22 protein-coding genes are annotated in these 17645 nt (G+C 72.2%); 12 read left to right on the top strand and 10 right to left on the bottom strand.

The genetic code is table 11. From position 1 onward, the window contains the following. Nucleotides 1–5: 5 nt before the first annotated feature. Complete coding sequence (locus tag KUV85_RS14295; RefSeq protein WP_219960562.1) at nucleotides 6–386, top strand: DUF2267 domain-containing protein; 381 nt, start codon at nucleotides 6–8, stop codon at nucleotides 384–386. 40 nt (nucleotides 387–426) lie between these two features. On the opposite strand, the gene KUV85_RS14290 is transcribed toward KUV85_RS14295, so the two are convergent. After that, a complete protein-coding gene (locus KUV85_RS14290) occupies nucleotides 427–813 on the bottom strand; it encodes a DUF4446 family protein (RefSeq protein ID WP_219960561.1) in 387 nt (128 codons plus the stop codon). Nucleotides 814–897: 84 nt separating this feature from the next. On the opposite strand from KUV85_RS14290, the gene KUV85_RS14285 reads away from it, so the two are divergent. Then, nucleotides 898–1749: a prephenate dehydratase gene (locus tag KUV85_RS14285; RefSeq protein WP_219960560.1), complete on the top strand. Its 852-nt coding sequence runs from the start codon at nucleotides 898–900 to the stop codon at nucleotides 1747–1749. 23 nt (nucleotides 1750–1772) lie between these two features. Here KUV85_RS14285 and KUV85_RS14280 read toward each other — a convergent pair whose 3' ends face one another. Next, nucleotides 1773–2429 (bottom strand): DUF4352 domain-containing protein, encoded by a 657-nt coding sequence (locus tag KUV85_RS14280; RefSeq protein WP_219960559.1) that lies wholly within the window; start codon nucleotides 2427–2429, stop codon nucleotides 1773–1775. Nucleotides 2430–2670: 241 nt separating this feature from the next. On the opposite strand from KUV85_RS14280, the gene KUV85_RS14275 reads away from it, so the two are divergent. From KUV85_RS14275 to KUV85_RS14265, 3 genes are all read left to right on the top strand, one after another. Then, nucleotides 2671–3909: an arginine deiminase gene (locus KUV85_RS14275; protein WP_219960558.1), complete on the top strand. Its 1239-nt coding sequence runs from the start codon at nucleotides 2671–2673 to the stop codon at nucleotides 3907–3909. A gap of 81 nt (nucleotides 3910–3990) precedes the next feature. Beyond that, complete coding sequence (locus tag KUV85_RS14270; RefSeq protein WP_219960557.1) at nucleotides 3991–4356, top strand: Crp/Fnr family transcriptional regulator; 366 nt, start codon at nucleotides 3991–3993, stop codon at nucleotides 4354–4356. Next, nucleotides 4353–5423, top strand: a complete 1071-nt coding sequence (locus KUV85_RS14265) for an adenylate/guanylate cyclase domain-containing protein (protein ID WP_219960556.1) — start codon at nucleotides 4353–4355, stop codon at nucleotides 5421–5423. Before KUV85_RS14270 ends, KUV85_RS14265 begins: the two co-directional genes overlap by 4 nt. A gap of 78 nt (nucleotides 5424–5501) precedes the next feature. Here the strand turns inward: KUV85_RS14265 and KUV85_RS14260 are convergent, their stop codons facing one another. Both KUV85_RS14260 and KUV85_RS14255 read right to left on the bottom strand, forming a co-directional pair. After that, a complete protein-coding gene (locus KUV85_RS14260; RefSeq protein WP_219960555.1) occupies nucleotides 5502–6434 on the bottom strand; it encodes a DUF5926 family protein in 933 nt (310 codons plus the stop codon). A 10-nt stretch (nucleotides 6435–6444) separates the two neighbouring features. After that, nucleotides 6445–7239, bottom strand: coding sequence for a glycerophosphodiester phosphodiesterase (locus tag KUV85_RS14255; RefSeq protein WP_219960554.1), 795 nt, complete (start codon nucleotides 7237–7239; stop codon nucleotides 6445–6447). Nucleotides 7240–7361: 122 nt separating this feature from the next. On the opposite strand from KUV85_RS14255, the gene KUV85_RS14250 reads away from it, so the two are divergent. From KUV85_RS14250 to KUV85_RS14235, 4 genes are all read left to right on the top strand, one after another. Continuing rightward, nucleotides 7362–7595 (top strand): PspC domain-containing protein, encoded by a 234-nt coding sequence (locus KUV85_RS14250; protein WP_219960553.1) that lies wholly within the window; start codon nucleotides 7362–7364, stop codon nucleotides 7593–7595. 97 nt (nucleotides 7596–7692) lie between these two features. Then, complete coding sequence (locus KUV85_RS14245) at nucleotides 7693–8472, top strand: putative protein N(5)-glutamine methyltransferase (RefSeq protein WP_219960552.1); 780 nt, start codon at nucleotides 7693–7695, stop codon at nucleotides 8470–8472. Between the two features lie 26 nt (nucleotides 8473–8498). Beyond that, nucleotides 8499–9284 (top strand): NAD(P)H-dependent oxidoreductase, encoded by a 786-nt coding sequence (locus tag KUV85_RS14240; protein ID WP_219960551.1) that lies wholly within the window; start codon nucleotides 8499–8501, stop codon nucleotides 9282–9284. A gap of 71 nt (nucleotides 9285–9355) precedes the next feature. Beyond that, nucleotides 9356–9619: a hypothetical protein gene (locus tag KUV85_RS14235; RefSeq protein ID WP_219960550.1), complete on the top strand. Its 264-nt coding sequence runs from the start codon at nucleotides 9356–9358 to the stop codon at nucleotides 9617–9619. A gap of 18 nt (nucleotides 9620–9637) precedes the next feature. On the opposite strand, the gene KUV85_RS14230 is transcribed toward KUV85_RS14235, so the two are convergent. Continuing rightward, nucleotides 9638–11272 carry an ABC-F family ATP-binding cassette domain-containing protein gene (locus tag KUV85_RS14230; protein ID WP_219960549.1) on the bottom strand — a complete coding sequence of 545 codons (1635 nt, stop codon included), beginning with the start codon at nucleotides 11270–11272 and terminating at the stop codon, nucleotides 9638–9640. Nucleotides 11273–11488: 216 nt separating this feature from the next. Here KUV85_RS14230 and KUV85_RS14225 point away from each other — a divergent pair, with 216 nt between their 5' ends. Continuing rightward, the gene (locus tag KUV85_RS14225; RefSeq protein ID WP_219960548.1) at nucleotides 11489–12832 is read left to right on the top strand and encodes an HNH endonuclease; all 1344 of its coding nucleotides are present in this window, start codon (nucleotides 11489–11491) and stop codon (nucleotides 12830–12832) included. On the opposite strand, the gene KUV85_RS14220 is transcribed toward KUV85_RS14225, so the two are convergent. The 4 genes from KUV85_RS14220 to KUV85_RS14205 all read right to left on the bottom strand — a co-directional run bounded on the left by KUV85_RS14220 (nucleotide 12807) and on the right by KUV85_RS14205 (nucleotide 15466). Next, a complete protein-coding gene (locus tag KUV85_RS14220; protein WP_219960547.1) occupies nucleotides 12807–13202 on the bottom strand; it encodes a hypothetical protein in 396 nt (131 codons plus the stop codon). The genes KUV85_RS14225 and KUV85_RS14220 overlap by 26 nt on opposite strands. Before the next feature lie 47 nt (nucleotides 13203–13249). Next, on the bottom strand, nucleotides 13250–14464 hold the full coding sequence (locus KUV85_RS14215; protein ID WP_219960546.1) for an ATP-binding protein: 1215 nt from the start codon (nucleotides 14462–14464) through the stop codon (nucleotides 13250–13252). Nucleotides 14465–14530: 66 nt separating this feature from the next. Then, nucleotides 14531–14968 carry a VOC family protein gene (locus KUV85_RS14210; RefSeq protein WP_219960545.1) on the bottom strand — a complete coding sequence of 146 codons (438 nt, stop codon included), beginning with the start codon at nucleotides 14966–14968 and terminating at the stop codon, nucleotides 14531–14533. A gap of 36 nt (nucleotides 14969–15004) precedes the next feature. Further along, on the bottom strand, nucleotides 15005–15466 hold the full coding sequence (locus KUV85_RS14205) for a hypothetical protein (protein ID WP_219960544.1): 462 nt from the start codon (nucleotides 15464–15466) through the stop codon (nucleotides 15005–15007). A 176-nt stretch (nucleotides 15467–15642) separates the two neighbouring features. Here KUV85_RS14205 and KUV85_RS14200 point away from each other — a divergent pair, with 176 nt between their 5' ends. Continuing rightward, on the top strand, nucleotides 15643–16521 hold the full coding sequence (locus KUV85_RS14200) for an Fpg/Nei family DNA glycosylase (protein WP_219960543.1): 879 nt from the start codon (nucleotides 15643–15645) through the stop codon (nucleotides 16519–16521). Nucleotides 16522–16553: 32 nt separating this feature from the next. Next, nucleotides 16554–16886 (top strand): rhodanese-like domain-containing protein, encoded by a 333-nt coding sequence (locus KUV85_RS14195; protein WP_219960542.1) that lies wholly within the window; start codon nucleotides 16554–16556, stop codon nucleotides 16884–16886. A gap of 24 nt (nucleotides 16887–16910) precedes the next feature. Here KUV85_RS14195 and aat read toward each other — a convergent pair whose 3' ends face one another. Then, on the bottom strand, nucleotides 16911–17594 hold the full coding sequence (gene aat, locus KUV85_RS14190) for a leucyl/phenylalanyl-tRNA--protein transferase (RefSeq protein ID WP_219960541.1): 684 nt from the start codon (nucleotides 17592–17594) through the stop codon (nucleotides 16911–16913). Nucleotides 17595–17645 lie beyond the last annotated feature (51 nt).

Here is a 17645-nt window from a genome sequence, read left to right as displayed (position 1 = left end):
AGGCCATGCGCTACGACGAGTTCATCAAGACCGTCACCGAGCACGGTGGCCCGACCGACCGGACCGATGCCCAGGAGGTCACCCGCGTGGTGCTGGCCGACCTGGGTCAGCGCCTCACCGGCGACGAGGCACAGGACCTCGCCGCCCAGCTGCCCGAGGAGCTGAAGGGTGCGGTCACCGAGCACGTGAACGCCGACCCGACCACCGACGACGTGGACGAGTTCCTCCGCCGCGTTGCCGAGCACCTCGGCAGTGGCACCGACCCCGAGCAGGCCCGGCCGCAGGTGCAGGCCGTGCTCGGCACGCTGGCGAGCACCGTCTCCGCGGGTGAGGTGGGCGACCTCCGGTCGCAGCTCCCGGCCGGGTTCGCACCGCTCTTCGACTGAGACGGGACGACTCGGGGCTCCCCCGTGGGGGCGCGCGTCCTCAGGGCTCGTCGTGGGCCCGGTCGAGGGCGCGTCGCTCCTCGGGGGAGAGCTCCTGGTCGCCCTCCCAGGCCGTGATGCCCTTGGCGTAGGTGCGGGCGTCCTCGCGTCCCCGGATGGAGGTGAGGACGACGCCGTTGCCGGCAGGGTCGACCAGCGCCACCGACCACGACAGCTGGCCACCGAGGTCGCTGAAGGCGTCGTACCGCTCGACGGCCAGGTGGCGCAGCGCGCCGGCGTTCTGCTCCTGCAGCCGGGCGACCTCCGCCCGCAGGCCGGGCAGGTCGTGCGGCACGTCCCCGGCGCGCGGCGTACGCCGCGACTCCAGCTCGAGCCCGAGGGCCACCAGGGCGATGACCACGGCGGCGAGCGCGAGGAAGAGGGTCATGGGCGAACGCTAGGGCGTGTGGGGCCGCGCTCCCGGCATGCGAGGCGTGTGTCGCGGGGGATCGGGCCCGACTACCCTGACCGGGTGACCCGAGTGACCCGCATCGCCTACCAGGGAGAGCCCGGCGCCAACTCCCACGCCGTGTGCAACCAGCACTATCCCGACGCCGAGTCGGTGCCCTGTGCGTCCTTCGAGGACGTCTTCGCGGCGGTCGACAACGGCGAGGCCGAGCTGGCGATGATCCCGATCGACAACTCGATCGCGGGCCGGGTCGCCGACATCCACCACTTCCTGCCCGGGTCGGGGCTGCACATCATCGCCGAGCACTTCCTGCCCATCCAGTTCACCGTGATGGGCCTGCCCGGCGCCCGGCTCGATGCGATCGAGACGGTGCACAGCCACGTGCACGCCCTGGGCCAGTGCCGCCGCTTCATCCGCGAGCACGGCCTGACCCCGACCATCTCCGGCGACACCGCGGGCGCGGCCCGCGAGGTCGCCGAGGCCAAGGACCCCACCCAGGCGGCCATTGCACCGCCGTTGGCGGCGGAGACCTACGGGCTGCAGATCCTCGCCGAGGACGTCGAGGACGAGGACCACAACACGACCCGCTTCGTCGTGCTGTCCAAGGAGATGCTGGCCGCGCCGGCGGGCGACGGCCCGGTGGTGACGAGCTTCGTCTTCCACGTCCGCAACATCCCCGCCGCGCTCTACAAGGCGCTCGGCGGTTTCGCCACCAACGGCGTCAACATGACCAAGCTGGAGAGCTACATGGTCGGCGGCGAGTTCGTCGCCACGATGTTCCTCGCCGAGGTGGAGGCCCACCCCGACGACCCGGGCCTGAAGCGGGCACTGGACGAGCTGGCGTTCTTCACCCACGAGGTGAAGGTCCTCGGTGTCTACCCCGCCGACCCGTTCAGGAGCGTTCGAGCGGAGTAGACGTCCGAGGACCGGTCCAACGCCTACTGAACCGAGAGGTAGACGGCCTCGTCCATGCTGAAGATCGCTTGAGCTTTCAACACACCCTTGCCGGCATTCTGCGGGGCGACATCGAAAGCCACGCTTCCTTCCTTCGTCAGCCCAGGGCTGATGTCGTCGTAGGCGAACCCATCGTCCAAGAAGATGGTCGCGTCGTCGGCCTCGATCTCTGTGCCATCGACGATTAGCGTGAGGTCGCTACTCGAGAATTGGATCGTCTCGTCCTTGACATTCGTGACCGCCAACTTCACGATCACGAACTGCCCGGCGGCGTCCTCACCGAACGGGCCGCCGGTGTTCTTGCGCACCTGAACATCAAGGACCTTGTATCGAGCACTCTTGTTCTCGACCGCGGTACCGCGCGGAGCTGGGTTCTCCTCCGTGCCCGCTGGCGACGGCTCCTCTTGGGGCTCAGCCGGTTCCGAAGGCTTCTCGTCCTTAGGCTCTTCTGACTTCTTCTTCTCCTGGGGGGCTTCCTCCGAAGCGCTTTCCGACTCGGTCGTCTCTTCGACCTCGACCGTTGGGTCATCCGAGACGGCTGCGATGATTCCGCCACCCCCGCAACACAACACGATCACGCCGACGACGATCGCCACGACGATCCAAACGATCGGCTTCTTCTTCTTCTCCCCTTCGGGCATTGACGCGCCCGGGGGAGGTGGTGGCTGAGACATAGCGTTCCCCCCTGATACTTGTAATTTTGGGCCCGAGTGTGTTCACGCGATCCCCTGGCCTATCGGCCACCCATGTAGTGGACAGAGAATAAACCCACGCAGGCCTAGCGCGCCGGAAGTCGGTGGAATCGCCGCCGGTTTGTTCTCAAGTGGAACGCAAGGGCCCGTCCGGTGACACACGCTTACCAACCTCACTACGCTGATGGGCATGTCTCATGCAGCCATGGTCGGCGCCGACAGCGAGATCGGGCGGCTGCGCACGGTGCTGCTGCACCGGCCGGGCAACGAGCTGCGGCGCCTGACGCCGCGCAACAACGACCGGCTGCTCTTCGACGGGATCCCGTGGGTGGCGCGGGCGCAGGAGGAGCACGACGCGTTCGCGGCAGCGTTGCGCGACCACGACGTCGAGGTGCTCTACCTGACCGAGCTCCTCACCGAGACCTTCGCGGACCCCGAGGCCCGAGCGGTCGCGATCGACACCGCCCTGGCCTCGATGGACCTCGGCGACGCGTTGCGCACCTACCTGCGCGACTTCCTCGACGACGCCACCCCGGCCGAGCTCACCGGCCACCTCACCGCCGGCATCCGCAACGACGAGGTGCGGCACTTCCCCGGCAGCCTGGTGACCTCGCTGCTCTCCCACGAGACGTTCCTGGTCGACCCGCTGCCCAACCTGCTCTTCACCCGCGACTCCTCGGTGTGGCTGCGGGACCGGGTCGCAGTCACCTCGCTGGCGATGCCCGCGCGGCGGCGGGAGTCCCAGCTGACCGACCTCGTCTACCGCTTCCACCGACGCTTCTCCGCCGAGGAGCGCATCCACGGCAACCAGCTCGAGCACGTCGAGGGCGGCGACGTCCTCCTCCTCGCACCCGGTGTCATCGCCATCGGGGTGGGCGAGCGCACCACACCCGCCGGCGCCGAACGGCTCGCGCTGCAGGCCTTCGCCCACGGGCTGGCCGAGACCGTGCTGGTCGTGCCCATCGCCCAGGAGCGGGCGACGATGCACCTGGACACCGTCTGCACGATGGTCGACCACGACCTGGTGGTGATGTACCCCAACATCGCCGACAGCCTCACGGCGTACGCCGTCACGCAGTCCCTCGACGACGCCGGCCGGCCGCGGCTGGACGTGGCACCGCCGCGGCCGTTCCTGCGGGCGGCCGCCGAGGCGATGGGGATCGACGAGCTGCGCCACCTCGACACCGGGCTGGACCCGGTCACCGCCGAGCGCGAGCAGTGGGACGACGGCAACAACACCCTGGCGCTGGCGCCGCGGCTGGCCGTCGCCTACCAGCGCAACGAGGTGACCAACGCGCGGCTGGCCGAGGCCGGCATCGAGGTGATCGCGATCGCCGGCTCCGAGCTGGGCTCGGGGCGGGGCGGGCCGCGGTGCATGAGTTGTCCCATCGCTCGCGATCTCCTTCCCGACGACCCCCGGGGCGGCTAGGGTCACTGCCAACGCGTCACGGTCACCTGCGGGTGCCGCGGCGCCTCGACATGGGGTCACCGCAGCGAAAGGTCCACACCGATGGCAACGTTCTTCGAGCACTTCACGCCGCAGGAAGTCGCGCGGATCAGCGGTGAGGGTCGCCGCGTCAAGCTCCCCGAGGGCTGGTCCCCCATCTGGGAGGACACGCCCGCCGACAAGGCCTACATCATCCTCGAGGGCACCGCCTCGATCCGCCAGGACGGCAACGAGCTGGCGCGCCTCGGGCCGGGCGACATCGTCGGCGAGGCCGCGATCGTGGGCAACAAGCTGCGCAATGCGACCGTCGTGGCGCTGACGCCGCTGGAGACCATCCACCTCACCGACGCGACGCTGCGCCAGCTCGACAAGGAGATGCCGAGCTTCCACGACGCGCTCGTGCAGGTCGCGCAGTCGCGCGTGGGGTGACCGACGACGAGGGTCCCGACGCGCCGGCCGGCGCCGAACGGCCGCCGGCCGAGGCACTCCTGCCCGACGACGCGCTCGAGCAGCTCGAGCCGATCCTGCTCGGCGGACGCCCGGAGCTGACGCGCCGCGAGGTCAGCGAGCGTTCCGGCGTACCGCTGCCGTTCGCGCAGCAGCTGTGGCGGCTGATGGGTTTTGCCGAGGTGGGCGACGACGTGCCGGCCTTCACCGAGGCCGACGTCCGCTCGCTGCAGCTGACGCGGCAGCTGATCGACTCCGGCATCCTCAACCCCACGCGGCAGGACGGGCTGGTCCGCACCTGGGGCCGCTCGTTCGCCCGCCTCGCCGAGTGGCAGGCCGAGCTCCTCGCCGACATCGCCCTGGAGAGCGAGGAGCCGATGACGACGCTCTTCGAGCTCGCCGAGGACGTCGTGCCGATGATCGACGAGCTGCAGGCCTACACGTGGCGGCGCCACGTCCACGCCGTCGCCTCCCGGATGCTCACCGTGACCGAGGCCGGCGCGGACCCCAGCAAGCAGGCGGTCTGCTTCGTCGACATCGCCCACTACACGCGCCAGTCCCGCACGCTCTCGGAGGAGGAGCTGGTGGCGTGGCTGGAGGGGTTCGAGTCCGCGGTGCTCGACGTCGTGGTGCGCCACGGCGGGCGGATCATCAAGAACATCGGCGACGAGCTGCTCATCACCTGTGACTCACCGACCGCTGCCGCCGAGATCGCGCTGGAGATGGTCGCGCGCGGCGCGGACGACGGCGACGACTTCCCCGACGTCCACGCCGGCGTCGCGTACGGCGACGTGGTCACCCGGCTGGGCGACGTCTACGGGCCGGTGGTCAACATCGCCTCCCGGCTCACCTCGGCCGCCCGTCCCAACAGCGTGCTGGTCGACCGCGGCATGTACGAGGCGGTCACCGGCCGTCCCGACCACGACCACGGCGGGGCCGGGGACGACCACGGCGGCGAGGGCGCGGCGTACCGCCTCCGCCGGATCCCCCGCCTGCGGGTGAAGGGCTACTCCCGGCTCCACGTGTGGCGGCTGCTGCCCCGCAACTGAGGTGGGCTCGGCGCACCCGGTGGCTGAGCCTGCCGAAACCGACCGACGAGGTCTCGACAGGCTCGACCGACGGGATCGCTACTGGCGGATGGTGACCTGGCGATTGGCCAGCCCCGAGCGGGCCGCACGCTGCTCGGTGGTCAGCGGCGTGGTGTCGGCCAGCGCCTCGCGCAGCGTCTCGACGAACGCCGCCGCCGGCTCCTCCAGCGCCTCCGCACCGGTGCCGACCGGCAGGTCCCACACCGGGGCGAGCAGGCCGTGCGCGCGGAACATGCCGATCACCCGGGCGCCGGGGACCACCGGGGTGGCGCCACGCTCGTGCAGTCGCGCGAAGGCGTCGAGCAGCTCGTCCTCCGGCTCCGGCATCACCCAGCGGAGGTACTCCCGGTCCCCCATCTGCGTCCAGTACGCCGCGCTGACCGAGGTGAGGCGATCGGTCGGGGTGGCCGCGCCCTCGGCCTGCGACAGGGCCTCCTGCACCTCCGGGGAGTCCTCGACGTCGTCGACCCAGTACTCGAAGCCGGAGTGCACGGTGATCTCGAGCGGCTCGTCGGCGACCAGGTCCTGCAGCCGCGGCCCCGGCTCGGGGGCGTCGGTCAGCCCGACCACGCCCTCCTCGGAGTCGAGCGCCTTGAGCAGCACGGCGCCGAGGTCGCGGGAGGCGTCGCCGAAGTCGTGCTGCACCTGCAGGCCGAGCCACACCTGGCCCGACTCACGGACCATCGCCGGCACCGCGCCGGGCAGCAGGCTGCACAGCCGGACGTCGCGGTCGGCGTACTCACCGGTGAGCGGGAGCGGCGCCGTGGCCGCGGGCACGAGCTCGCGCAGCGCGATGATGTCGCACTCGGAGGCCATGCCCTCGAAGGGCCGCTTGACGTAGATCTGGGCGCCGCCGGGGGCGCCGTGGCAGGCCTTGTAGCGCTTGCCCGACCCGCAGGGGCAGGGCTGGCGCGGCCCGACCTCGCCCGGGGTGCGGGTGGCTTCCTTCTTGGTGCGGCTCTTCTTGCCCATGAGGGGCAACCTACTGGTCGTCGCGCTCCCGGCGGTCCAGCAGGTCGACGAGGTGGCCCGGCCGGTCGGTGATCACGGCCTTGACGCCCAGGTCCAGGCAGCGCTGCAGGTCCTCCTCGTTGTTGACCGTCCACACGTGGACGTCGCGGTGGCGCGCCATGCGCTCGACGATCTCGGGGTGCTCCCGGACGAGCTTGATGCCGGGCCCCATGGTCCACTCCCGTCCCACGGCGCGGCGCAGCATCGGCCAGTAGCTGGCGCGCTCGACCAGCTGCACCAGCTGCATCTCCGGGGCGTGGCGCTCCACGCGCTGCAGCGCGGTGAAGGAGAAGCTCATGACGCGCACCGGCGCACCGGCACGGTGCCAGCCGAAGTTGCGCAGCAGGTCGACCAGGCGGCGCTCGACCAGCCCGCCGTACCGGGTGGGGTGCTTGGTCTCGATCGCCACCTCGACGCGACGGTCGTAGTCGGCGACGGTCTCGAGCAGCTTGCGCAGGGTCAGGACGCGGCCCATGTCCTCGTCGGGTTCCTCGGCCTCGTCGTCGAGGTCGGCCCAGGGCCGCTTCCAGGTGGCGAAGTCGAGCTCGGCCAGGTCGGCGAGGTCGGAGGTGGAGACCAGCCCCGCGCTGGAGCCGGTACGCCGCAGGCTGCGGTCGTGGACGCAGACCAGGTGGCCGTCGGCGGTGAGCCGGACGTCGCACTCCAGGCCCTCCGCCCCCTCGTCGAGCGCTGCGAGGTAGGCGCCGAGGGTGTGCTCGGCCTCGGTGGCACTGGCGCCACGGTGCGCCACGACCTGGGGTCGCATGCCTCCATTGTGTCCGCCCGGGGAGGGTGCGCGCCCGGCGGCTCGCGGGTCCGGGTGCGATCAGGGACGGTTCCGGGGCGTTCCCCGATGTCGCGCTGCGACGAGCGCGGCACCATGGAGTCATGAGCAACTACGAGAACTACTCCCCGCCACCGGCGCCGAGGCCGGAGGGCAAGAAGCTGGTCCGCACGCCGGACGACAAGATGATCGCCGGTGTGTGCGGCGGCGTCGCGCGCTACCTGGGCCTGGACGCCAACCTGGTGCGGATCCTGCTGGTCGTCGCCGTGATCTTCGGCTTCGGCACCGGCATCATCCTCTACGTGGTCGGCTGGCTGCTGATGCCGGAGGGCCGCTGACCGCGCCTGCGCGGGCAGCGTCGCCCGACGGGGTCGAGCAGCCGCGCGGGCGAGCGTGCGAGCCCGCGACCGGCGTGTCGAGACCCAGGAGGCCGGCGTGAACCCCGACCCGCTGGTGGATCGACTGCGGGCGGCCGGGTGCGTGTTCGCCGAGGAGGAGGCGGCACTGTTGGTCGACGCAGCCGACGGCACCGCCCTCGAGGAGCTCGTACGCCGCCGCGTCGCCGGCGAGCCGTTGGAGCACGTGCTGGGGTGGGTCGCGTTCGCCGGGCTGCGCGTGGCCGTCGCGCCGGGCGTGTTCGTCCCCCGCCGCCGTACGACCCACCTGGTCGACGTGGCCGCCGGGGTGACGCCGCCGGGTGGCACCGTGGTCGACCTGTGCTGCGGCACGGGTGCGATCGGGCTCGCCGTCGCGACCCGGGTGCCGGGGGTGGTCCTGCACGCGGTCGACGTCGACCCGGCCGCGGTCGCCTGCGCGCGCGACAACCTCGCCGGGCTCGGGACGGCGTACGCCGGCGACCTGGTGGCGCCGCTGCCCGCGGACCTGCGCGGGCGGGTGGACGTGATGACCGCGAACGTGCCCTACGTGCCCGACGACGCGGTCGCGCAGATGCCGGCCGACTCCCGCGACCACGAGCCGCGGACGACGGTGGCCGGCGGTCCGGACGGGCTGGACGTGCTGCGCCGCGTCGCGACGCTGGCGGCCGACTGGCTCACCCCGGGCGGGCGGCTGCTCAGCGAGGTGAGCGCCGGCCAGGGGCCGGCGGCGCTGGCAGTGCTGCGCGATGCCGGCCTGTCGGCGGCCCTCGACCACGGCGAGGAGTACGACGCCACGGTGGTGGTCGGAATAGCCGCGGCCCCGCGGGCGCTCTGCTGAGGGAAGGCCTCGACGAAGGAGCGGCGATGCAGGTGCTGTGGGTGCTGGCGCACCCGGACGCGGATTCCCTCAACGGCCAGCTGCGTGACGCCGTACTCCCGCAGTTGCGGGAGCGGGGCCACACGGTGGTCGAGAGCGACCTCTACCGGATGGGGTTCGACCCGGTGCTGACCGCGGCCGACCTGACCGGCGCGGCGCCGGAGCCGGGGACGCCGGTGTCGACCTGGCAGGCCACCGGGCACCACGAGGGGCGGCTGGCGCCCGACATCCGCGCCGAACAGGACAAGCTCGCGGCGTCGGAGCTGGTGGTGCTGCAGTTCCCGCTGTGGTGGTACGGCATGCCGGCGATCCTCAAGGGTTGGATCGACCGGATCTTCGTCAACGGCTTCGCCTTCGGGGTGAAGGACGAGGTGACCGGCCGCGTGCGCAAGTACGGCGACGGCGGGCTGGTCGGGCGACGCGCGCTCGCGGTGACCTCGGCCGGTGACCGGGCCTCCGCGTTCGGTCCGCGCGGGGTGAGCGGGCGGCCCGAGGACGTGCTGTTCCCGCTGCTGCACGGCACGTTCCACTACACCGGCATGGCGCCGCTCGCGCCGCACGTGCTGACCAGCGTCCACCACTGGGACGACGGCCAGTTCGACGCGGAGGTCGCGCGACTCGTGGCGCGGGTCGAGGGCGCACGCGACGAGGAGCCGATCGGCTACCGGCACCTCTTCGGTGGCGACTACGACGACGACTACCGCCTGCGGCCCGGGGTCGCCCCGGGCTGGGAGGGCAACGACGCCCACCGCTGCGACGTCGCCTCCGACTGAACGCGGCCGCGCATCATCGGGCCGACATCGGGTACCGCACCACTGAGGCACCCGATCGAGAGGAGCCGATCATGAACACGTGCGCCACGTGCGGCAACGAGTACGACCGCAGCTTCGAGGTGACCACCGCCGCCGGTGAGCAGTTCACCTTCGACAGCATCGAGTGCGCCGCCCACCGGATCGCGCCCCGCTGCGACCACTGCGGCTGCCAGGTCCTCGGGCACGGCGTGGAGGTCCACGGCACGATCTACTGCTGCGCCCACTGCGCGCCCAGCAGCGGTGGGTCCGATCCGGTCGACCGGGTCGGCTCCCCCGGCAGCAGCGGCACGACCTGACCCCCGACGTACGCCGACTCACGCGGGAGGCGGTCCGCCGAGGCGGATCTCGCTCCCGCGCCAACGGCGGCGCAGCCAGCGGTCGTGGGACGCCACCACGACCGTGGCCGGTGTCGCGTCGAGTGCGTCCTCGAGCTCGGCGACCAGGCCGAGGGAGACGTGGTTGGTGGGTTCGTCGAGGAGCAGCAGGTCCGGGGCCGCCGCGACCGCGACGGCCAGCGCGAGACGGCGGCGTTGGCCGACCGACAGCACGCCGACCGGGCGACCGAGGTCGCGCGGGGGCAGCAGGCCGAGGTCCGTGAGCGGCTGGCGTTCGGCGACATCGGCGCCGATCAGCACTCGGTAGGTGTCGTGGGCCGATCGTCGCGGCTCGGCGAACGCCGGGTCCTGGGTGAGCTCCGCCGTACGCCGTGCGGTGACCTGGACAGTCCCGGAGGCCGCGGTGATCCGGCCGGCGAGCACGCCGAGCAGCGTGGACTTCCCGGCGCCGTTGGCGCCGCTGACCAGGAGGTGCTCGCCGGCCTCGACGTCGAGCTGGTCCAGGCGCAACCTGTCCGGCACGACGACTCCGGCGATGCGCACGGCTGGCCCGTTGCCCGCTGTGCGGACGGCGGGTGGGGAGAAGCGCAGTGGCTCCGGTGGCTTCGGGACCTGGGCGCGTTCGGCCTCGGCGAGTCGGCGGGCGGCGTCCTTCTTGCGGCGTGCGAGGGTCCGCTCGACCCGCTGTCCCTTCTTGTGGTGGATGAAGCGGTCGTTGTCCCGCGGGCCGCGGCCGTGGGCGATGCTGCCGGTCCCGATCTGCGTGGCCTCGCGCAGCCGGGCGATCTCTGCCTGCTGGGCGGTCCAGGTCTCCTGCCATCGGACTCGGGCTGCGCGACGTAGGTGTTCGTAGGCCGTCCAGCCGCCGCCGAAGCGCTCGCCCTGCCGACGCCCGTCCGCGCCCGCGTCGAGGTCGACGAGCTCGGTGCAGACCTCGTCGAGGAGGATCCGGTCGTGGCTGGCGAGGAGGACCACGCCGGGCAGGTCACGCAGGAACTCGGTGAGCAGGGCGACCGCGTCGTCGTCGAGGTGGTTGGTGGGCTCGTCGAGCAGGACCGCCTCGGGTCGGCGCGTGATGATCGCGGTGAGCGAGAGCCGGGTGCGCTGACCGCCGGAGAGCGTGCCGATGCGCCGCTCGGGCGCGAGGTCGGCCACGCCCAGTCGCCGCGCGGCGATCGTGGCGCGACGGTCGGCGTCCCAGGCCTCGTGCCGGGTCGCGAACTCCAGCGTGGCGGCGTACGCCGCGGCGGCCTCGGGGTTCGCCACCTCCCCGGCGAGACGCTCGACGTCGGCGACCGCGCGGCGCAGCGGCGCCAGGGCCCCGGCGAGGACCTCAGCCACGGTGTCGGCGTCGCGGAACGGCGGTTCCTGGCCCAGCAACACGAGATCGTCGGGTCGCTGGACGTGGCCGGTGACGCGTGCACTCTCGGGCAGGTCGCCCGCGATGGCGTGGAGCAGGGTGGACTTGCCGACGCCGTTCTCGCCGACGAGCCCGACCCGGCGGCCGGGGGCCGCAGTGAGGTCGAGCCCGTCGAACACGGGACGGTCGGGGTGGGCGACGGCGAGGTCGCGGACCAACACGGGGCGGAGCGGGGTGAGGGTGGAAGCGGACATGCGAGCGCCTTCGGACGAGTCGTGACTCGCCGGGCGTGGGCCGCGGGCGCGAGTCGGGTCAGGCGTCGTTCCACATGGTGCGTCGAGAGTAGTCATCGGAGGCAGCGCGACGCCACGGATTATCCCGGCGTCGACGCACCCTGGACCCGAACGAAGGTGCTGGGCACCTGTGGAGATCCGGCACACCTGTCGGCGCCGCGCATTATACTCGTACACATGTTCGATCTACTCGCCAAGGTCCGCGCGGACCGGGAGCTGCTGGCCACACGAGCCGACGGCCCGCTGCCCGCGCGAGTCGGCGAGGGTGAGCTGATCGAGCTCATCCGCGAGCTGGAGGACCTGAAGTCCACCGCCGCGGCGCTGCAGGCCCGCGCCAGTGTCGAGTTCGCCGACCGCCGTCGCGAGGCCGAGGAAGCCGCCCGCGTTCCGGCCCGTCAACGGGGCCGGGGCGTCGGGGCCGAGGTCGCGCTCGCTCGCCGCGAGTCGCCGACCCGCGGTGGGCGTCACCTCGGGTTGGCGAAGGCACTCGTCGACGAGTTGGGCTCCAGCTTCGCGGCACTGCGGGAGGGGTCGTTGAGCGAGTGGCGTGCCACCCTCATCGCCCGCGAGACCGCCTGCCTCACCCGTGGCGACCGGGCCGAGGTCGACCGGCACCTCAACGGCCCCGAGTCGGTCGGCTGGGGTGACCGGCGACTGGTCGCCGAAGCCCGCCGACTGGTCTACCGCATCGACCCCCACGGCCTGATCGACCGCGCCCGCCGGGCGGCCGCCGACCGCCATGTCTCCGTCCGACCCGCACCCGACACCATGGTCCGGTTCTCCGCACTCCTGCCCGTCGCGGACGGGGTGGCCTGCTACGCCGCCCTCAAACAGACGGCTGAGTCTGCGCGATCCCAGGGTGATGACCGGTCCCGTGGCCAAGTGATGGCCGACGCCATGGTCGAACGCCTCACCGGCCGCCACCCGCATGTGGGTCCGGACGTGGCGGTCAAGCTGGTGCTGACCGACCGCACCCTGTTCGCCGGTGACGCCGAGCCAGCCCACCTGGAGGGCTACGACACCGTCCCGGCCCAGTGGGCGCGGGACCTGATCACCCATGCCGCCAACCAGGCCGTGGGGTTGTGGTTCCAGCAGCTCTACACCCACCCCGGCACCGGAGCCCTGGTCGCCCAGACCTCCCGCAGCCGGACCGCACCAGCCGGGCTCGCGGACTTCATCGCCACCCGCGACCGGACCTGCCGCACCCCCTACTGCGACGCCCCCATCCGCCACATCGACCACGTCCACGCCGTCGCCACCGGCGGCCCCACGACGACCGAGAACACCCAAGGTCTCTGCGAGGCCTGCAACTACGCCAAACAAGCCCCCGGCTGGGTCGCCCGCGCCGGACCCGGCCCACGACACACCGTCACCACCCGCACCCCGACCGGACACCACCACCGATCGACGGCCCCACCCCTACCCGGCCATGACGTCGAGGACGTTGCGACCGGCGACGGGCCTCGGGCAGGGCCTTCCGCCGGGCGGGGATGGCTCACTCTGGCTCGATCCAGTCGCTGAGCCGGCTGCGGATCCTGCCCTGGTCATCGCGGACCACCCACTCGCCACCGGGCTCGGCCTGATACTCCTCGTCAGGCAGCGACGGTGTGGTGGCCCCGTAGAGCCGGTACTCCCGGTGGACGGCGTAGTGCTCGTCGGGCCGGAGTTCCAAGAGCGTCTGCGTGACCTCCTCCAACGCGCTGTCGAAGCCGCCGAGGGCCACGCTGGCCATGTCGACCCATTCGTCGGGCGTCATCACGATGACAACGTCGCGACCATCGCTGTCGCGGTCCGGCAGCGTCACCTCGATCCGGCCGGGCCCCACCTGCGCAGCAGAGCCCCAGGCGTCGAGGGCCTCGAGGAGGCGCTCCCAGAGCCGGTCGCACGTCACGCCCACAGCATGTCCGATGCACCCACCGATCGGCGCGGACGAGGCTCCTACCCGTGGGCGCGGAGGTAGCGCCCGAAGTGCGGCACGGTGAAGGCGATCAGGCCGCGTTCGGCGGAGTAGATCAGGCCCTTCTTCAGCAAGGCGTCGCGCGCCGGGGAGAGCGACTGCGGCTTCTTGGCAAGCTGGATGGCGACGTCGGCGGTGGCGACGGAGCCGATGTCGTCGATCTTGCCCTGGCCGCTGGCGGCCATCTCGCTGGCGACGTCAGCCATGGCGCGCAGGTATTCCCGCTCCCCCGGCGTCGCACGGTCGTAGCGGGAGCCGAAGAAGCCGACCGCGAGCTCCTCCTCGGCTTCGGGGGCGGCGACGGCGACATCGGCCGCGGTGATCGGCGAGTCCGGGGCGTGGTCCCACACGGTCTTGCCGTAGGCCTGGATGAAGTAGGGGTAGCCGCCGGTGGCCTCGTACAGCGCCGCCAGCGCGTCGGCGTCGTACGCCGCGTCCTCCTCGGCCGCGGGCGCCACCAGCGCCTTGTCCGCGGCATCGCGGGAGAGTCGGTCGATGCGCTGGTAGGAGAAGAGCCGCTCGGAGTAGGACTTCGACTCCGACAGCACGGCCGGCAGGTGCGGCAGGCCGGCGCCGACGACGATCACGGGCAGGCCGTTCTGGCTCAGCTCGTGGCAGGCCGCGCAGAGCGCGGAGACGTCCTCGGGGCCGAGGTCCTGCATCTCGTCGATGAAGATGCCGACGCCCTTGCCCTCATCAGCGGCGAGCCCGCCGACGTCGGTGAGCAGTTCGACGAGGTCGATCTCGACGTCGCCGGAGTCCGCGCGTCCCTTGGCGGGCGGCACCTGGATGCCGGGGCTCCAGCGGTCCTTGAGCTTCGCGCCGCTGCCGGCGTCGCGCTCGACGAAGGCGCGGAGTACGCCGAGCACCTGGTCGCTCTCCTCGGCCGAGGAGTGCCCGAGCTCCCGCACCGCCTGGTGCAGCGCACTGGAGAGCGGACGTCGCAGCGACTGGTCCGGTCGCGCCTCGAGCTTGCCGGTGCCCCAGCCCTTGCGGACCGCGGCCGATCGCAGCTGGTTGAGCAGGACGGTCTTGCCGACACCTCGGAGTCCGGTCAGCACCAGGCTGCGCTCGGGACGGCCCCGCGCCACGCGTTCGAGCACCACGTCGAAGGCGCCGAGCTGCTCGTCCCGGCCCGCCAGCTCGGGTGGGCGCTGGCCGGCGCCGGGGGCGTAGGGATTCCGGATCGGGTCCACGCCGGGACCGTATCGGGCTGTCTAGGCTGCGTCGTAGATTGACGCGGCACGCGTGTCGGGGCCGCCTCAGTCCAGGCAGAACTCGTTGCCCTCCGGGTCGGTCATCACGATGAACCCGAGCTCCATCGGCAGCTCGGGATCGGTGCGGCTGACGCGGCTCGCGCCGAGCACCATCAGCCGCTCACACTCCGCCTCCAGCGCCGCCATCCGGTCCGCACCCTCGAGTCCCGGCGCGGCGCGGACGTCGAGGTGCAGTCGGTTCTTCACTGTCTTCTCCTCCGGCACGCGCTGGAAGAACAGCCGTGGGCCGACGCCGCCGGGGTCCTCGGTCGCCCACCGTGCGTTGCGCGCCTCGGCCGGCAGCGTGTCGGCGAAGGCGTCCCAGGAGTCGAAGCCCGGAGGCGGTGCCGGGCACTCATAACCCAGCATGGCGCTCCAGAACGTCGCCAGCCCACGCGGATCCGCGCAGTCGACGGTCACCTGCACCTGCCGCACGTCGGTCATGGCCTGACCGTAGCGCCGGCCACCGACAGCCGTCGGTCAGCTGCTGCAGGACTCCTCGGTGTACTCGGTGAAGGCCTCGAAGTCGGAGATGTCGTCGTCGTCGATGCCGAACATCTCGCTGACGATCTGCTGCTCGTCGACGTCCTCGCCGGACTCGGTGGCGTCGGTCAACTCCTTGACCGAGTCCTCCACGTCCTGGGAGTCCAGGTCCGACAGCGCGTCGGAGAGCGACTCGAACCCGGCCCGCGCGTCGTCGGGGATGTCCTCGGGCGTGCCGATCTCCTCCATGGTCTCCGAGGCCTGCGCGGCCGCGTCGACGAAGCCCTCGTAGTCGTCGTCGGCGACGTCCTCGAAGACCGTGCCGAGCTCGTCGCCGATGTTGCAGAAGTCCTCCACCGCGGCATCGGTCGGGGCGCCACCGCCACCACAGGCGGTCAGCGAGAGGGCGAGGATCGGCGCCGCGCCGGCGAGGGCGAGGGAGCGCTTGAGGGAGGTCATGCGGGTTCCTTTCGTCGTGGCAGGGAGCACGTGTGCTGCGCGAGCGAGGCACCCATGTCAGGTCAACTATGACCGGTGCCGCCGACGATGGGAACCACGGTCCCGCCTCGGGACCCCTCGATCCTGCTCCCACGAGGTCGGTGCCGAGGTCCGTGGCGACGCCTAGACTGCGTTTCGTGCCCGAGCTGCCCGAGGTCGAAGCGCTGGCCCAGGACCTGCGCGGACGACTGGCCGGTCGTGCGATCACGGCCGTCCACGTGCCGGCGTTCAGCGCCCTGAAGACCTACGACCCGCCGATCTCGGCGATCGAGGGCACGCTCGTGGACGGCGTACGCCGCCACGGCAAGTTCCTCGACATCGAGGCCAGTGGCCTACACCTCGTCCTCCACCTCGCCCGTGCCGGGTGGATCCGCTGGAAGGACGAGCTGCCCGCCCTGCCGCCGCGCCCCGGCGGCAAGTCGCCGCTGGCGGTGCGGATCGCCCTCGACGAGGACGACGGCGTCACCCCCGGACTGGACATCACCGAGGCCGGCACCAAGAAGTCGCTCGCGCTCTACCTGGTGCGCGACCCCGCGGACGTCGAGGGCGTCGCGCGTCTCGGCCCCGACCCGCTCACCGACGACTTCACCCCCGACCTCCTCGCCGAGATCCTCGAGACCGAGGGGCGCAAGCAGCTCAAGGGCGTGCTGCGCCACCAGGGCACCGTCGCCGGCATCGGCAACGCCTACTCCGACGAGATCCTGCACGTGGCGCGGATGAGCCCCTTCAAGGCCGCCAACTCCCTCACCGACGAGGAGCGCGCCACCCTCTACGCCGCCATCCGCGACACGCTCGGCGACGCGGTCACCCGTTCCGCCGGCCTCGCCGCCACCGAGCTGAAGGCGGAGAAGAAGAGCAACCTGCGCGTCCACGGCCGCACCGGCCAGGCCTGCCCCGAGTGCGGCGACACCGTGCGCGAGGTCTCCTTCGCCGACTCGAGCCTGCAGTACTGCGCCACCTGCCAGACCGGCGGCAAGCCGCTCGCCGACCGGCGGATGAGCAAGCTGCTCAAGTAGGCCGCGGCGGCCCGGGTGACACACTGGCCCGCATGAACGTCCCGACCGTCGCGATCGAGAACGTGCCCGACCCGCTGCCCGAGCAGCTCAGCGTGATCGACGTGCGTGAGCCCGAGGAGTGGGTGGCCGGCCACATCGACGGCGCCATCCACATCCCGCTGAGCCAGCTCACCGAGCGCGTCCAGGAGGTCCCCGAGGGCCAGAGCCTCGTGGTGTGCAAGGTGGGCGGCCGGTCCGCGCAGGCCGTGGCCTACCTGGGCCAACTCGGCCACGACGTGGTCAACCTCGAGGGCGGCATGCTCGACTGGGCCGGCGCCGAGCGGCCGATGGTCAGCGAGACGCCCGACGCGCCGTACGTCGCCTGAGCCGCCCCAGCCGGTCCGGCCCGCTCACCCGAACGCCGCCGGCTGCGGGAGCTCCAGCAGCTCGCGCAGCCGCGCCAGGTAGTCCGCCCGCGGGACCCGGGTGACGCCGAGACTCGCCAGGTGCGGCGTCTGCCACTGCACGTCGATCAGGCGCCGGTCGGCGTACTCGTCGCGCAGCGCCTCGACGAGCCCCACCAGCGCCGCCTTCGACGCGTCGGTCTCGCGGTGGAACATCGACTCCCCCGCGAACACGCCCCCCACTGCGACGCCGTAGAGCCCACCGACGAGCCTCCCGTCGCGCCAGGTCTCGACCGAGTGGACCCACCCGAGCCGGTGCAGCTCGACGTACGCCGCCCGCATGGCGGCGTCGATCCAGGCGCCCGGACGGCGCGGGTCGGCGCACCCGTCGATGACGTCCTCGAAGGCGGTGTCGATGCGGATCTCGAAGCCGCGCAGCGAGCGCCGCAGCGACCGGGACACCCGCAGGTCGGCCAGCTCCAGCACGCCCCGCTCGACGGGGCTCCACCAGCCGACCCGGTGGTCGCCGACCGCACCGGGCATCGGGAAGAGCCCCCGCCGGTACGCCGCCAACACGGTCCCCGGCGCCAGGTCTCCCCCGACGCCGATCAGGTCGTCGGCGTCCGCCCACGCGACCAGGTCCTCGCGGGAGGGCAGCGCCCAGCGCGTCGGCGGCGGCTCGACAGGCACGCCACCGAGGGTAGACGTCGCGGCACCGCCTTCGGCTCGCCCCTACGATCG

Source organism: Nocardioides panacisoli, assembly GCF_019448235.1.
GTDB lineage: Bacteria > Actinomycetota > Actinomycetes > Propionibacteriales > Nocardioidaceae > Nocardioides > Nocardioides panacisoli_A.
This window is presented reverse-complemented; position numbering and strand designations above follow the sequence as displayed.

Coding starts and splice junctions, on each gene's coding strand:
- KUV85_RS14260 (WP_219960555.1), bottom strand. CDS start 6,434: ATGGGCAAGAAGAGCCGCACCAAGAAGGAAGCCACCCGCACCCCGGGC.
- KUV85_RS14210 (WP_219960545.1), bottom strand. CDS start 14,968: ATGACCGACGTGCGGCAGGTGCAGGTGACCGTCGACTGCGCGGATCCG.
- KUV85_RS14250 (WP_219960553.1), top strand. CDS start 7,362: ATGAGCAACTACGAGAACTACTCCCCGCCACCGGCGCCGAGGCCGGAG.
- KUV85_RS14230 (WP_219960549.1), bottom strand. CDS start 11,272: ATGTCCGCTTCCACCCTCACCCCGCTCCGCCCCGTGTTGGTCCGCGAC.
- KUV85_RS14270 (WP_219960557.1), top strand. CDS start 3,991: ATGGCAACGTTCTTCGAGCACTTCACGCCGCAGGAAGTCGCGCGGATC.
- KUV85_RS14275 (WP_219960558.1), top strand. CDS start 2,671: ATGTCTCATGCAGCCATGGTCGGCGCCGACAGCGAGATCGGGCGGCTG.
- KUV85_RS14225 (WP_219960548.1), top strand. CDS start 11,489: ATGTTCGATCTACTCGCCAAGGTCCGCGCGGACCGGGAGCTGCTGGCC.
- KUV85_RS14280 (WP_219960559.1), bottom strand. CDS start 2,429: ATGCCCGAAGGGGAGAAGAAGAAGAAGCCGATCGTTTGGATCGTCGTG.
- KUV85_RS14295 (WP_219960562.1), top strand. CDS start 6: ATGCGCTACGACGAGTTCATCAAGACCGTCACCGAGCACGGTGGCCCG.
- KUV85_RS14235 (WP_219960550.1), top strand. CDS start 9,356: ATGAACACGTGCGCCACGTGCGGCAACGAGTACGACCGCAGCTTCGAG.
- KUV85_RS14205 (WP_219960544.1), bottom strand. CDS start 15,466: ATGACCTCCCTCAAGCGCTCCCTCGCCCTCGCCGGCGCGGCGCCGATC.
- KUV85_RS14240 (WP_219960551.1), top strand. CDS start 8,499: ATGCAGGTGCTGTGGGTGCTGGCGCACCCGGACGCGGATTCCCTCAAC.
- KUV85_RS14195 (WP_219960542.1), top strand. CDS start 16,554: ATGAACGTCCCGACCGTCGCGATCGAGAACGTGCCCGACCCGCTGCCC.
- KUV85_RS14255 (WP_219960554.1), bottom strand. CDS start 7,239: ATGCGACCCCAGGTCGTGGCGCACCGTGGCGCCAGTGCCACCGAGGCC.
- KUV85_RS14290 (WP_219960561.1), bottom strand. CDS start 813: ATGACCCTCTTCCTCGCGCTCGCCGCCGTGGTCATCGCCCTGGTGGCC.